Below are 15,027 nucleotides of genomic sequence, written 5' to 3'. Positions count from 1 at the left end.
TCGTGAACCTTCATGTGAAATCTGAAGCCGCTGCGATCTTGTCGCGCCGCTCGCTGTTGAAAGCCGGCGCTGGGTTCGTGCTCGCCACCTATGTCGCGCGCAACGGCGTCGCCTACGCGCAGGACGCTGCTGCGGCAAAATCCGTCAACATCGCGCCGAACACGTTTCTGGTGATCGGCCGGGACGACACCGTCACCGTTCTCTGCAAGCACATCGAGTTCGGACAGGGCCCGTTCACCGGCATGGCCACCCTGGTGGCTGAGGAGCTCGATGCCGATTGGTCGCAGATGCGCGCCGATCATGCGCCCTCGAATCCGGTGCTCTACAAGAATCTCTTGTTCGGGGTGCAGGGCACTGGTGGCTCGAGCGCGATCGCCAATTCCTACGAGCAGATGCGCAAGGTCGGCGCCGCCGCGCGCGCGATGCTGGTGGCTGCGGCTGCCGACGAATGGAAGGTGCCGGCCGAGGAGATCACGGTCGATAAAGGTATCGTTAGACATCCCTCCGGCAAGCAGAGCGGTTTCGGCGCGCTGGCCGCGAAGGCAATGCAACAGCCGGTGCCGGCGAACCCGCAGCTCAAGGATCCCTCCGCCTTCAAGCTGATCGGCAAGGAAGGCGCCGTGACCCGGCTCGACAGCGTGGCGAAGTCGAACGGCTCGGCCGAGTACACGCTCGACATCAAGGATCCGGGGACCTTGACCGTGCTGGTGGCGCGCTCGCCGCGGTTCGGCGGCAAGGTGGCCTCCTTCGACGCATCAGCAGCGAAGGCCGTGCCTGGCGTCGTCGACGTCAAGGAGGTGCCGAATGGCGTCGCCGTCTATGCCGAGGGCTTTTGGCCGGCCAAGACGGCACGTGACCTGCTCAAGATCACCTGGGACGACAGCAAGGCGGAGACGCGCGGCACGGCGCAGCTGCTGGAGGAGTTTCGCGCGCGTGCGAAGAAGCAGGGTGCGCTGGTCAAGCAGGAGGGCGATGTCGACGCCGAGATCGCCAAGGGCGGCAAGCTGATCGAGACCGAGTTCGTCTTCCCCTATCTGGCGCATGCGCCGATGGAGCCGATCAACGCCTTCCTGCATTGGAAGGGCGACACCGCGTCGGCGCGCTACGGCAGCCAGTTTCCGACGCCTGATCACGCCGTGATCGCGCAGGTGCTGGGGCTCGACATCGCCAAGGTCGATCTCAAGACGATTCTCGCCGGCGGCAGCTTCGGCCGGCGCGCGCAGCAGTCGACCCATGTCGCCATGGAGCTGGCGCAGGTCGCCAAGGCGATCGGGCCGGGACGTCCGGTCAAGCTGGTGTGGACCCGCGAGGACGACATGCGCGGCGGCTACTACCGGCCGTTCAGCCTGCATCGCATGCGCGGCGTCGTTCGCGACGGCAAGATCGTGGCGTGGTCGGATACGATCGTCGGGCAGTCGATCATGAAGGGCTCGCCGTTCGAGGCGATGACCATGAAGAACGGTCTCGATGCGACGGCCTATGAGGGCTCGAACGAGATCCCGTACCAGGTGCCGAACTTCCGCTGCGACCTGCACCAGGTCGATGTCGGGGTGCCCGTGCTGTGGTGGCGCTCCGTCGGCCACACCCATACCGGCTACGCTGTCGAGGCGTTCGTCGATCAGCTGCTCGAAGCCGCCGGCCAGGATCCGGTGGAGGGGCGACTGGCGATGATGGCCGACAAGCCGCGTCACGCCGGTGTGCTCAAGGCGGTCGCCGAGCTCGCGGACTGGAAGGGCGCCAAGCTCGAGGCGGGCCGCGCCCGCGGCGTTGCCGTGGTCGAGAGCTTCAACACCTACGTCGCCCAGGTTGTCGAGCTGTCGATGGGCGCCGACGGACCGGTCGTGCACAAGGTCTGGTGCGCTGTCGACTGCGGCGTCGCGGTCAATCCCGACATCATCCGCGCCCAGATGGAGGGCGGCATCGGCTTTGCGCTGGGCCACATCCTCTATGCGCAGCAGCCGCTCGACGAGGGACGTCCGGTGTCGGGCAATTTCGATACCTACCGCTCGCTGCGCATCCACGAGATGCCCGAGATCGAGGTCGCGATCGTGCCGTCGACAGAGAAGCCATCGGGGGTAGGCGAGCCCGGCGTCCCGCCGCTCGGACCGGCCGTCGCCAACGCCATGGCGAAGCTCGGCCTGCCGCGCCCCACGCAATTGCCGATCCGGCCGGGAGACACTGCATGAGACTGGTTAGAACGGGGGCGATGGCGTTGCTCGCCGGCTGCCTGGCTGCGGTTGCCGTCGCGGCCTATCCGGAGCTTCAGCGCGCCTATGCCGCGCCCGAGGCGACCCGCGTGGCCAATGGCCTGAAGCCGGCAGCGGACTTCGCGAAGATCAAGAACAGGGAGGAGCGCGCGGTGGCGCTGTTCGAGGAGGCCGGCAAGGTGCTGCAGTCGCCGCGCTGCATGAACTGCCATCCGGCCGGCGATCGTCCGACCCAGACCGACAAGATGATTCCGCACCAGCCGCTGGTGGTCCGCGGCGAGGCCGGCATGGGCGCGCCCGGCGGGCTCGCCTGCACGACCTGTCACCACGAAGCCAATTTCGACCCGGCGCGCGTGCCCGGCAATCCGAAGTGGCAGCTGGCGCCGATCGAGATGGCTTGGCAGGGCCGATCGCTCGGCCAGATCTGCACCCAGATCAAGGACCCGAAGCTCAACGGCGGCAAGACCATGGCCCAGCTGATTCATCATATGGCTGAGGACGAACTAGTCGGCTGGGGCTGGAATCCGGGAGCAGGGCGGACGCCGGCGCCGGGCAGCCAGAAGCAGTTCGGCGAGCTGATCAAGGCCTGGGCCGATGCCGGTGGGGCCTGCCCGAAGGGGTAGGCGGCACGGCCCTGGCGGGTGCCACGACACACGACAGATCGCGCGAACGTTGCCATGCTCGTGACGTGACGAACTCCCTCCTCGTCATTGCGAGCGTGGGTGATGTTCGATGGCACGCCTTACGCCTATCTGCAGATCTGCGGCACACTGTGGATCGGAAATGAGTATGGGCCCGGTCAGGTGCCGATCTGGACGATGCGATATGGTGGGCCATCAGAGCCTTGATGCTTGACTGTGGGCGCGAGTCATCAGGCATGGACACGACGATCTGACCTCTATGCCTGCCGAACCACAAGCTCGCTGGTCATGGGGATTCCCCTCAGTGCGCCGAGCACCATGTTGTGGGAAATGGCGCGCTCATGGATCTTCTCGAGTTCGGCACGCGGCGCGGAGGAACTCAGGGTGGCGCGGAGGTGGAGGGATAGGTAGCAATGCCGGGCCTCGACGGGCGCCTCGAGCCCTTCGAGGCCATCGAATTCACCACGCGGGTCGAACACGCCTTCCGCGACGAACTCGACCGAACGCAGATCGATGCCGGCATGCGCCGCCAGCATCGGATAGTCCGAGCCGGCACAGACGGCTGCGGCGGCGAAGATCTGTTCCCAGGGATAGACGACAGACGGGGCATTGTCCTTCAGGCTCGCCGGCCGCTCCAGAAGCGGTGTTGTGTAGGGATCGCTTGACTGCGGATCGAAGCGGTAGCGGGCACGGTAGGTCCCGCGCACCGCATCGCCATGCTTCTTCATCACGGACACGATGTCCTTCACCGTGCTGATAGCTTCTCCGAAAACGATGGGCATCCTTGCCTCCTTCCAATCCTGGGTTTCTAAATCACGCCATGGGATGCCGACGGCAGCGTTTTCCGTTCGGCATCCCGATTTGGCACATTGCCGATGGTGTTCGCCTTATTTGGCAGGCGGAGCCGCTTGCGCGTCGCCGCCAAGCTCCTTCTTGAAGGTCTCAAAATCGACCTGCATGCCGTTGAAGATCGTGTTCCAGTGCCGGGCCACCGCGGCGATCGCGACGGCTTCCTCGATTTCGTCCTTCGTCGCACCTGCCCGCTTGGCGTTCTCGGTGTCTTCCCAGATGCAGTACCGACAGGGGATTTGGGCGGAGACGGCGAGTGAGATCAGAGCCTTCACCTTCGGCGGCAGGGCGGTTTCGTTCGAAAACTGCAGCGCCTTCACCTCGGCCCAGGCGCCCGGCAGCGCGGCTTTCGAAACCTGGTGGAGAAAGCCTGGCACCTTGCCGAGCGTCTGCTTGATGTCCTTGTAGGTGGCATCGACCTCTGCCTGGCCGGCCAGGCCGAGGCTGGATGCGAACACGGCCGCACAGATGACGGCCGAAGCCAAAGCGCCCGTGAAGACCCGGCGTGACCGCCGCAACGGCCTACACTTATCCGGTGTGAGACCTCGGCCGTCATGAGCGCCGTCATTGCGACGAAGCAATCCAGACTTCCTTCTCGACCCTGGATTGCTTCGCTCGCAATGACGGGGGGAGAGACCGAGCGTGGGAACCCGCATGCTGCTCTCGCCTTCGCCTGTCAGGCGCTGGCGGATGCTCGTGGGGGCCTCGCGAACTGCCCAACTGGTGCGATTTTTGCTCTTGGGGGTCTTGGCAAGTCGCCGTGGACCCGTTAAAGAACCGGCTTCCGGGCGGGCTGGCATTTGCTGGCGCGCTCGTGCGCGCATTCCGAAAGCCTAGAGGATCAGCATTCCTTTTGAGGATATCCGTTTGGATGACCCGGAAGGAAGAAGGATCTTTCTGCTCTCGAGTGCCGCAGGGGAGGTCGGTCCGCCGATCACCCCGATCCTGTCCGAGACTGCAGGCGCCGGCGCGGAATTCAATTTCCTCAATGGCTTAATCGTCCAGCCTGCATAGACGGGTGAAGACCGGATTTCGGCATGTCCACTGCCTCTGTCGTGGTGGCATGCAGGTTTGGTTCGAACCTCGACACTCCGTGGGCCGATAAAGCCTTGCGGAAGGGCAGGCTATTCATCGCCGTTTTGCCTTGCGTGTCCTCGGGTTCTTCCGTCCGGAGGTCAGGTTTGGTGGGGCGGCGGGTGCAACCCGGCGGTCCCGCTTTCGGGCGAAGGCCGCCAACCGGAGAGAGCTTGCTGTGGAACGAGCGGCAAAGAAAGAGGCGGTCGAGGAACTGCACGAGGTCTTCAAGACCACGGGCGTCGCGGTCGTCGCTCACTATTCCGGCCTCACCGTGGCCCAGATGCAGAAGCTGCGCATGCAGATGAAGCAGGCGGGCGCGTCGGTGAAGGTCTCGAAGAACCGTCTCGCCAAAATTGCTCTTGAAGGCACGGACGTCGTCGGCATCGGTCCCCTGTTGAAGGGGCCGACCGTGATCGCAACTTCGAACGATCCTGTCGCGGCGCCCAAGGTTGCCATGGAATTCGCCAAGGCGAACGAAAAGTTCGTCATCCTCGGCGGCTCCATGGGTAAAACCGTCCTGAATGTCGACAGCGTCAAGGCTCTCGCCTCGCTGCCGTCGCTGGACGAACTGCGCGGCAAGCTCGTCGGCCTGATCCAGGCTCCGGCGACCAAGCTCGCCCAGCTCGCCAACGCACCCGCGGCCAAGGTCGCGCGCGTCATTCAGGCTCATGCCTCAAAGGGCGAAGCGGCCTGACGCCCTTCGCAAACACTCAAAACCTGGTTTCGAACCGAACCATCTTAAGGAAGTAGATCAATGGCTGACTTGCAGAAAATCGTCGACGACCTGTCCTCGCTCACCGTTCTCGAGGCCGCCGAGCTCGCCAAGCTCCTGGAAGAGAAGTGGGGCGTGTCCGCCGCTGCCGCCGTCGCGGTTGCTGGCCCGGCCGCTGCCGCTGCCGCTCCGGCGGAAGAGAAGACCGAGTTCACGGTTGTCCTGGCTTCGGCCGGCGACAAGAAGATCGAGGTCATCAAGGAAGTCCGCGCCATCACCGGCCTGGGCCTGAAGGAAGCCAAGGACCTGGTCGAGGGTGCCCCGAAGCCGGTCAAGGAAGGCGTCAACAAGGAAGAGGCCGAGAAGATCAAGGCTCAGCTCGAGAAGGCTGGCGCCAAGATCGACCTCAAGTAATCGCAAGATTGCACGCGGAGCCTTCCGGCGGCCTAAGGCAGGTCCGAAGGTTTCGAGAGATTGTGGTGACCGGGCGGTAACATCGCCCGGTCATCATCGGGACAAAAGAGTTTTGCAGAGGTGTCGGGTCGGGCCGGGATACTGCAAAAGGCGTGCAACAGGATCGCCCGTTGCGGGCCGAACACGGAAAAGTGTGGAGATTTAGGGGCTTCCCCCTCGAATCTCGGCTATCGTCGGCCCATATTGGGTCGGCAGCACGAAAAGCCGGTTATCGGTGGAGTGGCGTCTCCGCCCTTAGACCGTTGGGAGATAGGCAATTTCGGGCTTTTGCAGTCCGTGACGAGATGGTTGTGACGAGCGGGTGCGCCCTCGCGCCTCGCGCGTCGTTTTGCGTTTTGCTGGTCTGAAGAACAGAGCTGGGACGTTTCCGTTCCGGCTTTGAGCCTCAGATCCTCGAAATGGATCGAAATTCAACCCGAAGGGGCGGTGGCAGCCGCTGTTTCGGAAGGTTCGCCCCTCCGGGCGACGAAATGAGAGGCCACGATGGCGCAGCAGACATTCACCGGTCGCAAACGCGTTCGCAAGTTCTTTGGACACATCAAGGAAGTCGCGGAGATGCCGAACCTCATCGAGGTTCAGAAGGCGTCCTACGACCAGTTCCTGATGGTGGACGAGCCCACGGGTGGGCGAGCGGATGAGGGCCTGCAGGCGGTGTTCCGCTCGGTGTTCCCGATCTCCGACTTTTCGGGCACCTCGATGCTGGAATTCGTCCGCTACGAGTTCGAGCCGCCGAAATACGACGTCGACGAGTGCCGCCAGCGCGGCATGACCTTCGCTGCGCCGCTCAAGGTGACCTTGCGCCTCATCGTGTTCGATATCGACGAGGAAACCGGTGCGAAGTCGGTGAAGGACATCAAGGAGCAGGACGTGTACATGGGCGACATTCCGCTCATGACCATGAACGGCACCTTCATCGTGAACGGCACCGAGCGCGTCATCGTCTCGCAGATGCACCGTTCGCCGGGCGTGTTCTTCGACCACGACAAGGGCAAGACCCATTCGTCGGGCAAGCTGCTGTTCGCTGCCCGCGTCATTCCGTATCGCGGCTCCTGGCTCGATATCGAGTTCGACGCCAAGGACATCGTGTTCGCGCGCATCGACCGTCGCCGCAAGCTGCCGGTGACGTCGCTGATGTTCGCGCTCGGCCTCGACGGCGAGCAGATCCTGTCGACCTTCTACAAGAAGCTGATCTACAAGCGCATCAAGGAAGGCTGGCGCGTTCCGTTCGACGCCAACCGGTTCCGCGGCTATTCGACCGTGAACGACCTGATCGACGCCGACACCGGCAAGGTCGTGCTCGAGGCCGGCAAGAAGCTCACCGTGCGCGCCGCCCGCCAGCTCCAGGAGAAGGGGCTGAAGGCGCTGCGCATGTCGGACGAGGAGCTGCTCGGCAACTACATCGCCGAGGATCTCGTCAATCCGAAGACGGGTGAGATCTACGCCGAGGCCGGCGAGGAGATCACCGACAAGCTGTTCAAGGTGCTGAACGAGCAGGGCTACAAGGACCTGCCGCTGCTCGACATCGACCACGTCAATGTCGGCCCCTACATCCGCAACACGCTGTCGGCCGACAAGAACATGACGCGTGAGGATGCGCTGTTCGACATCTACCGCGTGATGCGTCCGGGCGAGCCGCCGACGCTCGATTCGGCGCAGGCGATGTTCCAGTCGCTGTTCTTCGATGCCGAGCGCTACGACCTCTCCGCGGTCGGTCGCGTCAAGATGAACATGCGCCTCGAGCTCGATGCGCCCGACACCCAGCGCACGCTGCGCAAGGAAGACATCCTGTCGGTCATCAAGACCCTGGTCGACCTGCGTGACGGCAAGGGCGAGATCGACGACATCGACCATCTCGGCAACCGCCGCGTCCGCTCGGTCGGCGAGCTGATGGAGAATCAGTACCGCATCGGCCTGTTGCGCATGGAGCGCGCCATCAAGGAGCGCATGTCGAGCGTCGACATCGACACCGTGATGCCGCAGGACCTGATCAACGCCAAGCCTGCCGCCGCTGCCGTGCGCGAGTTCTTCGGCTCGTCGCAGCTGTCGCAGTTCATGGACCAGACCAACCCGCTGTCGGAGATCACCCACAAGCGCCGCCTGTCGGCGCTTGGACCGGGCGGTCTGACCCGCGAGCGCGCCGGCTTCGAGGTGCGCGACGTGCATCCGACGCATTACGGCCGCATCTGCCCGATCGAGACACCTGAAGGTCCGAACATCGGCCTGATCAACTCGCTGGCGACCTTCGCCCGTGTCAACAAGTATGGCTTCGTCGAGACGCCGTACCGCAAGGTCAAGGACGGCCGGGTCACCGACGAGGTGGTGTATCTGTCGGCCATGGAGGAGGGGCGCTACCGCGTCGCGCAGGCCAACGTGCCGCTCGATGCCAAGGGCCGCTTCACCGAGGACCTCGTGGTCTGCCGTCACGCCGGCGAAGTCGTGCCGATGACGCCCGACAAGGTCGACTACATGGACGTGTCGCCGAAGCAGCTCGTTTCGGTGGCCGCGGCGCTGATCCCGTTCCTCGAGAACGACGACGCCAACCGCGCGCTGATGGGCTCGAACATGCAGCGCCAGGCCGTGCCGCTGGTTCGCGCCGAGGCGCCGTTCGTCGGTACCGGAATGGAAGGCGTCGTGGCCCGTGACTCGGGCGCCGCGATCGCGGCGCGCCGCTCCGGCGTGATCGACCAGATCGACGCCACCCGCGTCGTCATCCGCGCCACGGAGGATCTCGATCCGACCAAGTCGGGCGTCGATATCTACCGGCTGATGAAGTATCAGCGCTCGAACCAGTCGACCTGCATCAACCAGCGTCCGCTGGTGAAGGTCGGCGACATCGTCAAGAAGGGCGACATCATCGCTGACGGTCCGTCGACCGATCTCGGTGAGCTCGCGCTCGGCCGCAACGTGCTCGTCGCGTTCATGCCGTGGAACGGCTACAACTTCGAGGACTCCATCCTGCTCTCCGAGCGGATCGTGAAGGAGGACGTCTTCACCTCGATCCACATCGAGGAATTCGAGGTGATGGCCCGCGACACCAAGCTGGGTCCGGAGGAAATCACGCGCGACATTCCGAACGTGTCGGAAGAGGCGCTGAAGAACCTCGACGAAGCCGGCATCGTCTATATCGGCGCGGAGGTGCGCGCCGGCGACATCCTGGTCGGCAAGATCACGCCGAAGGGCGAGAGCCCGATGACGCCGGAAGAGAAGCTGCTGCGCGCCATCTTCGGCGAGAAGGCCTCGGACGTGCGCGACACCTCGCTGCGGGTGCCGCCGGGCGTGCAGGGCACGATCGTCGAAGTCCGCGTCTTCAACCGGCACGGCGTCGACAAGGACGAGCGTGCGCTGGCGATCGAGCGGGAAGAGATCGAGCGTCTGGCCAAGGACCGCGACGACGAGCAGGCGATCCTGGACCGCAACGTCTACAGCCGTCTCGCCGACATGCTGGATGGCCGTCAGGGCATCTCTGGTCCGAAGGGCTTCAAGAAGGACACCAAGATCACGCGCGCGGTGCTCGACGAGTATCCGAAGTCGCAGTGGTGGCTGTTCGCCTCGCCGAACGACAAGCTGATGGCCGAGATCGAGGCCATGCGGAAGCAGTACGACGAGTCGAAGAAGGGGCTGGAACAGCGCTTCCTCGACAAGGTCGAGAAGCTGCAGCGTGGCGACGAGCTGCCGCCAGGCGTGATGAAGATGGTCAAGGTCTTCGTTGCGGTGAAGCGCAAGATCCAGCCGGGCGACAAGATGGCCGGCCGTCACGGCAACAAGGGCGTCGTCTCCAAGATCGTGCCGATCGAGGACATGCCGTTCCTCGAGGACGGCACGCATGCGGACATCGTGCTGAACCCGCTGGGCGTGCCCTCGCGCATGAACGTCGGACAGATCCTCGAGACGCATCTCGGCTGGGCCTGCGCCGGCCTCGGCAAGCGCATCGCCCAGACGGTCGATGCCTACCTGTCGAAGCAGGACGTGAAGCCGCTGAAGGAGACCTTGAAGCGGATCTACGGCGATGACGAGACCATCAAGTCGCTCAACGACAACGAGTTGATCGAGCTTGGTCACAATCTGAGCCGTGGCGTGCCGATCGCCACACCGGTGTTCGACGGCGCCAAGGAGGCCGACATCGAGGAGATGTTGAAGCTCGCCGGCCTCGACGCATCCGGTCAGTCGACGGTCTATGATGGCCGCACCGGCGATGCGTTCGATCGCAAGGTGACGGTCGGCTACATCTATATGCTGAAGCTGCACCATCTGGTCGACGACAAGATCCATGCGCGTTCGATCGGCCCGTACTCGCTGGTCACCCAGCAGCCGCTGGGCGGCAAGGCCCAGTTCGGCGGCCAGCGTTTCGGCGAAATGGAGGTGTGGGCGCTCGAAGCCTACGGCGCGGCCTACACGCTGCAGGAGATGCTGACGGTGAAGTCGGACGACGTCGCCGGCCGCACCAAGGTCTACGAGGCGATCGTGCGCGGCGACGACACGTTCGAGGCCGGTATTCCGGAATCGTTCAACGTGTTGGTCAAGGAAATGCGCTCGCTCGGCCTCAACGTCGACCTGCACAACTCCAAGCTCGGACCGGCGCCGACGTCGGAAGCCGCCGAGTAGTTCAAGAGGTCAGGCCCGGCCGTCTCGGACGGCCGGGTGCCGGCGCCTTCCCCCGCGGGTCAGGACAAGGCGCCCGTTGAGAGATTTTCGAATTTGCGGCCGACCCCCGATCGGCCCGCGAGGAGAATACGATGAACCAAGAAATTATGAATCTCTTCAATCCGACGACGCCGGCTCAGGTCTTCGACCAGATCCGGATCTCGATTGCGTCTCCGGAGAAGATTCTGTCCTGGTCCTACGGCGAGATCAAGAAGCCGGAAACGATCAACTACCGCACCTTCAAGCCCGAGCGCGACGGCCTGTTCTGCGCCCGCATCTTCGGGCCGATCAAGGACTACGAGTGCCTGTGCGGCAAGTACAAGCGGATGAAGTACAAGGGCATCATCTGCGAGAAGTGCTCGGTCGAGGTGACCCTGTCGCGCGTCCGGCGCGAGCGCATGGGCCATATCGAGCTCGCCGCTCCCGTCGCGCACATCTGGTTCCTGAAGTCGCTGCCGTCGCGCATCGGCCTGCTGCTCGACATGACGCTGAAGGATCTCGAGCGGATCCTGTATTTCGAATATTACGTCGTTCTCGAGCCGGGTCTGACCGCGCTCAAGGACCGTCAGCTCTTGTCCGAGGACGAGTACCTCAAGGCGCAGGACGAATACGGCCAGGACAGCTTCACCGCCATGATCGGCGCGGAGGCGATCCGTGAGCTGCTGCGCGGCCTCGAGCTGGAGAAGCTCGAGCAGACGCTGCGTGCCGAGATGCAGGAGACCGACTCCGACATCAAGCACAAGAAGCTCGCCAAGCGCCTGAAGATCGTCGAGGCGTTCCGCCACTCCGGCAACAAGCCGGAATGGATGATCATGACCGTGGTTCCGGTGATCCCGCCGGATCTGCGGCCGCTGGTGCCGCTCGACGGCGGCCGCTTCGCGACCTCCGACCTCAACGACCTCTACCGCCGCGTCATCAACCGCAACAACCGCCTGAAGCGGCTGATGGAGCTGCGCGCGCCCGACATCATCATCCGCAACGAGAAGCGCATGCTTCAGGAGGCGGTGGATGCGCTGTTCGACAACGGCCGCCGCGGCCGCGTCATCACCGGCGCCAACAAGCGTCCGTTGAAGTCGCTCGCCGACATGCTCAAGGGCAAGCAGGGCCGCTTCCGTCAGAACCTGCTCGGCAAGCGCGTCGACTATTCCGGTCGCTCGGTCATCGTGGTCGGTCCGGAGCTGCGCCTGCACCAGTGCGGCCTGCCGAAGAAGATGGCGCTCGAGCTGTTCAAGCCGTTCATCTATTCGCGGCTCGATGCCAAGGGCCTGTCGACGACGGTCAAGCAGGCCAAGAAGCTGGTCGAGAAGGAGCGCCCCGAGGTCTGGGACATCCTGGACGAGGTCATCCGCGAGCATCCGGTGCTGTTGAACCGCGCGCCGACGCTGCATCGCCTCGGCATCCAGGCGTTCGAGCCGGTGCTGATCGAAGGCAAGGCGATCCAGCTGCATCCGCTGGTCTGCTCCGCGTTCAACGCCGATTTCGACGGCGACCAGATGGCCGTCCACGTTCCGCTGTCGCTCGAAGCGCAGCTGGAAGCGCGCGTCCTGATGATGTCGACCAACAACATCCTGCATCCGGCCAATGGTCAGCCGATCATCGTGCCGTCGCAGGACATCGTGCTCGGTCTCTACTACGTCTCGATCATGCGCGAAGGCATGCCCGGCCAGGGCATGGCGTTCGGCAACATGGCCGAGCTCGAGCATGCGCTGCACGCCAAGGCCATCCATCTCCACAGCAAGATCAAGTATCGCTGGGAGGGCATGGACGAGACCGGCAAGGTCGCCAAGCGCTGGATCGAAACCACCGCGGGCCGCGTCATGCTCGGCAATCTCCTGCCGAAGCATCCGCGCGTCACGTTCGAGGTCATCAACAAGCTGATGACCAAGCGCGAAATCTCGGGCGTGATCGATCAGGTCTATCGTCACTGCGGCCAGAAGGAGACGGTGATCTTCTGCGATCGCATCATGGCGCTCGGCTTCTACAACGCCTTCAAGGCGGGCATCTCGTTCGGCAAGGACGACATGGTCGTGCCGGCGGGCAAGTGGAAGATCGTCGACACCACACGTACGCTGGCGAAGGATTTCGAGCAGCAGTACAATGACGGTCTGATCACCCATGGCGAGAAGTACAACAAGGTCGTCGACGCCTGGTCGAAGGCCAGCGAAGAGATCGCCAAGGAGATGATGAAGGAAATCTCCGTCACCAAGAAGACGGCGACGGGGGCGGATGCCGACATCAACTCGATCTACATGATGTCGCATTCCGGTGCCCGCGGTTCGCCGGCCCAGATGCGTCAGCTCGCCGGCATGCGCGGCCTGATGGCCAAGCCGTCGGGTGAGATCATCGAGACGCCGATCATCTCGAACTTCAAGGAAGGTCTGTCGGTTCTCGAGTACTTCAACTCGACCCACGGCGCCCGCAAGGGCCTCGCGGACACCGCGTTGAAGACCGCGAACTCGGGCTACCTGACCCGTCGTCTGGTCGACGTCGCGCAGGACTGCATCATCACGCAGGACGATTGCGGCACCCATCTCGGCATCAAGATGCGCGCCATCGTCGATGCCGGCACGGTCGTGGCTTCGCTCGGCTCGCGCATCCTGGGCCGCGTGCCCTGCGATGACGTGCGTGATCCCGCGACCAACGCCGTGCTGGTCAAGGCCGGCACGCTGATGGAGGAGAGCCACATCGACGCCATCCAGCAGGCTGGCGTGCAGGAGGTGAAGATCCGCTCTGCGCTGACGTGCGAGCTTGTCAACGGCATCTGCAAGATGTGCTACGGCCGCGATCTGGCGCGCGGCACGCCGGTTAATCATGGCGAGGCTGTCGGCGTCATCGCCGCGCAGTCGATCGGTGAGCCCGGCACCCAGCTGACGATGCGCACCTTCCACATCGGTGGCGCAGCGCAGCTGAACGAGCAGTCCTTCGTGGAATCGAACTTCGAAGGCAAGGTGGTCATCAGGAACAAGTCGATCGCTCGCAACAGCGAGGGTCACCTGATCGCGATGGTCCGCAACATGGTCGTGACGATCGTCGACCCCGACGGCACCGAGCGTGCGACGCACCGTATCCAGTACGGCTCGCGCATGCACGTCGACGACGGCGACATGATCAAGCGCGGCCAGCGCATCGCCGAGTGGGATCCCTATACCCGCCCGATCCTCACGGAAGCGGAGGGCACGATCGGGTTCGAGGATCTGACCGAAGGTCTGTCGATCTCGGAAACGCTCGACGAATCCACCGGTATTGCCAAGCGCGTGGTCATCGACTGGCGTGGAACGCGCGGTGGCGCGGATCTGCGTCCGGCGATCGTGATCAAGGGCAAGGACGGCAAGGTGCTCAAGCTCGCCCGCGGCGGCGATGCCCGCTACATGCTGTCGGTCGACGCGATTCTTTCTGTCGACGTCGGTGCGACGGTGAAGCCAGGCGACATCCTGGCGCGTATCTCGACCGAAAGCGCCAAGACGCGCGACATCACCGGCGGTCTGCCGCGGGTGGCGGAGCTGTTCGAAGCGCGCAAGCCGAAGGATGCCGCGATCATCGCTGAGATCGCCGGCACCATCCGGTTCGGTCGCGACTACAAGAACAAGCGTCGCATCTCGATCGAGCCGGTCGACAAGACCGAGGAGCCGCGCGAGTACCTGATCCCGAAGGGCAAGCACATCCATCTGCAGGATGGCGACATCGTCGAGAAGGGTGACTTCATCGTCGAAGGCAACCCGGCGCCGCACGACATCCTGGCGATCAAGGGCATCGAGGAGCTCGCGGCCTATCTGGTCAACGAGATCCAGGAGGTCTACCGGCTGCAGGGCGTGCTCATCAACGACAAGCACATCGAGGTGATTGTCCGTCAGATGCTGCAGAAGGTGGAGATCGCCGACCAGGGCGACACCGACATGATCTCGGGCGAACAGGTCGACAAGATCGAGTTCGACCTGCTCAACGCGAAGGCCGTGGAGGAGGCGAAGAAGCCGGCCACAGGCACTCCGGTTCTGCTCGGCATCACCAAGGCGAGCCTGCAGACCCGGTCGTTCTTCTCGGCGGCCTCGTTCCAGGAGACCACCCGCGTCCTCACCGAGGCGGCGGTCAACGGCAAGATCGATCCGCTCGAGGGTCTCAAGGAGAACGTCATCGTCGGCCGTCTGATCCCGGCTGGCACCGGCGCCTCGATGGCCCGCATCCGCGAAGTCGCCTTGAAGCGCGACAAGCTGATTCTCGACGAGCGCGAGAAGCAGGCGGCGATCGTGCCGGCGCAGCCCGAGCCTCAGCCGCTCGCTCTGCCGCCGGCAGAGTAAACGGACGATTGCGGCAGACCCTGACGGTGTTGGGGTCTGCCGTGCGTTCATCACGCGTAGAAAAGGCCGGCGGTTGCCGGCCTTTTTTTGACATTTTCTTCTCCTGTTGCCGCGCTGCTGCCCCGTTGTTCATC

Annotated in this window: 8 protein-coding genes; 6 read left to right on the top strand and 2 right to left on the bottom strand. The window is 64.0% G+C overall.

Annotated features, from left to right (window positions below):
• Positions 1-2: 2 nt before the first annotated feature.
• Positions 3-2,186, top strand: a complete 2,184-nt coding sequence (locus QX051_RS14945; RefSeq protein WP_315776632.1) for a xanthine dehydrogenase family protein molybdopterin-binding subunit — start codon at positions 3-5, stop codon at positions 2,184-2,186.
• Entirely contained in the window at positions 2,183-2,830 is a 648-nt protein-coding gene (locus QX051_RS14940; RefSeq protein ID WP_315776631.1) for an Isoquinoline 1-oxidoreductase subunit, read from the top strand. Before QX051_RS14945 ends, QX051_RS14940 begins: the two co-directional genes overlap by 4 nt.
• Before the next feature lie 275 nt (positions 2,831-3,105).
• Here QX051_RS14940 and QX051_RS14935 read toward each other — a convergent pair whose 3' ends face one another.
• Together QX051_RS14935 and QX051_RS14930 are read right to left on the bottom strand one after the other, a co-directional pair.
• Complete coding sequence (locus QX051_RS14935) at positions 3,106-3,630, bottom strand: OsmC family protein (RefSeq protein ID WP_315776630.1); 525 nt, start codon at positions 3,628-3,630, stop codon at positions 3,106-3,108.
• A 105-nt stretch (positions 3,631-3,735) separates the two neighbouring features.
• Complete coding sequence (locus tag QX051_RS14930; protein WP_315776629.1) at positions 3,736-4,353, bottom strand: carboxymuconolactone decarboxylase family protein; 618 nt, start codon at positions 4,351-4,353, stop codon at positions 3,736-3,738.
• Between the two features lie 596 nt (positions 4,354-4,949).
• Here QX051_RS14930 and rplJ point away from each other — a divergent pair.
• The 4 genes from rplJ to rpoC all read left to right on the top strand — a co-directional run bounded on the left by rplJ (position 4,950) and on the right by rpoC (position 14,893).
• Positions 4,950-5,468, top strand: coding sequence for a 50S ribosomal protein L10 (rplJ, locus tag QX051_RS14925; protein WP_315737590.1), 519 nt, complete (start codon positions 4,950-4,952; stop codon positions 5,466-5,468).
• Between the two features lie 60 nt (positions 5,469-5,528).
• Positions 5,529-5,900, top strand: coding sequence for a 50S ribosomal protein L7/L12 (rplL, locus tag QX051_RS14920; RefSeq protein ID WP_315737591.1), 372 nt, complete (start codon positions 5,529-5,531; stop codon positions 5,898-5,900).
• Between the two features lie 543 nt (positions 5,901-6,443).
• Positions 6,444-10,562, top strand: coding sequence for a DNA-directed RNA polymerase subunit beta (gene rpoB, locus QX051_RS14915; protein ID WP_315737592.1), 4,119 nt, complete (start codon positions 6,444-6,446; stop codon positions 10,560-10,562).
• A gap of 131 nt (positions 10,563-10,693) precedes the next feature.
• On the top strand, positions 10,694-14,893 hold the full coding sequence (gene rpoC, locus QX051_RS14910; protein ID WP_315737593.1) for a DNA-directed RNA polymerase subunit beta': 4,200 nt from the start codon (positions 10,694-10,696) through the stop codon (positions 14,891-14,893).
• Positions 14,894-15,027 lie beyond the last annotated feature (134 nt).

Source organism: Bradyrhizobium sp. SZCCHNR1053, assembly GCF_032381235.1.
GTDB lineage: Bacteria > Pseudomonadota > Alphaproteobacteria > Rhizobiales > Xanthobacteraceae > Bradyrhizobium.
The sequence above is the reverse complement of the archived record's forward strand: the minus strand, read 5'-3'. Positions and strand labels throughout refer to the sequence as shown.

Excerpts from the sequence above, each read along its gene's own strand:
- QX051_RS14940 (WP_315776631.1), top strand. The coding sequence starts at position 2,183 with ATGAGACTGGTTAGAACGGGGGCGATGGCGTTGCTCGCCGGCTGCCTG.
- QX051_RS14935 (WP_315776630.1), bottom strand. The coding sequence starts at position 3,630 with ATGCCCATCGTTTTCGGAGAAGCTATCAGCACGGTGAAGGACATCGTG.
- QX051_RS14930 (WP_315776629.1), bottom strand. The coding sequence starts at position 4,353 with ATGCGGGTTCCCACGCTCGGTCTCTCCCCCCGTCATTGCGAGCGAAGC.
- rplL (WP_315737591.1), top strand. The coding sequence starts at position 5,529 with ATGGCTGACTTGCAGAAAATCGTCGACGACCTGTCCTCGCTCACCGTT.
- rpoB (WP_315737592.1), top strand. The coding sequence starts at position 6,444 with ATGGCGCAGCAGACATTCACCGGTCGCAAACGCGTTCGCAAGTTCTTT.
- rpoC (WP_315737593.1), top strand. The coding sequence starts at position 10,694 with ATGAACCAAGAAATTATGAATCTCTTCAATCCGACGACGCCGGCTCAG.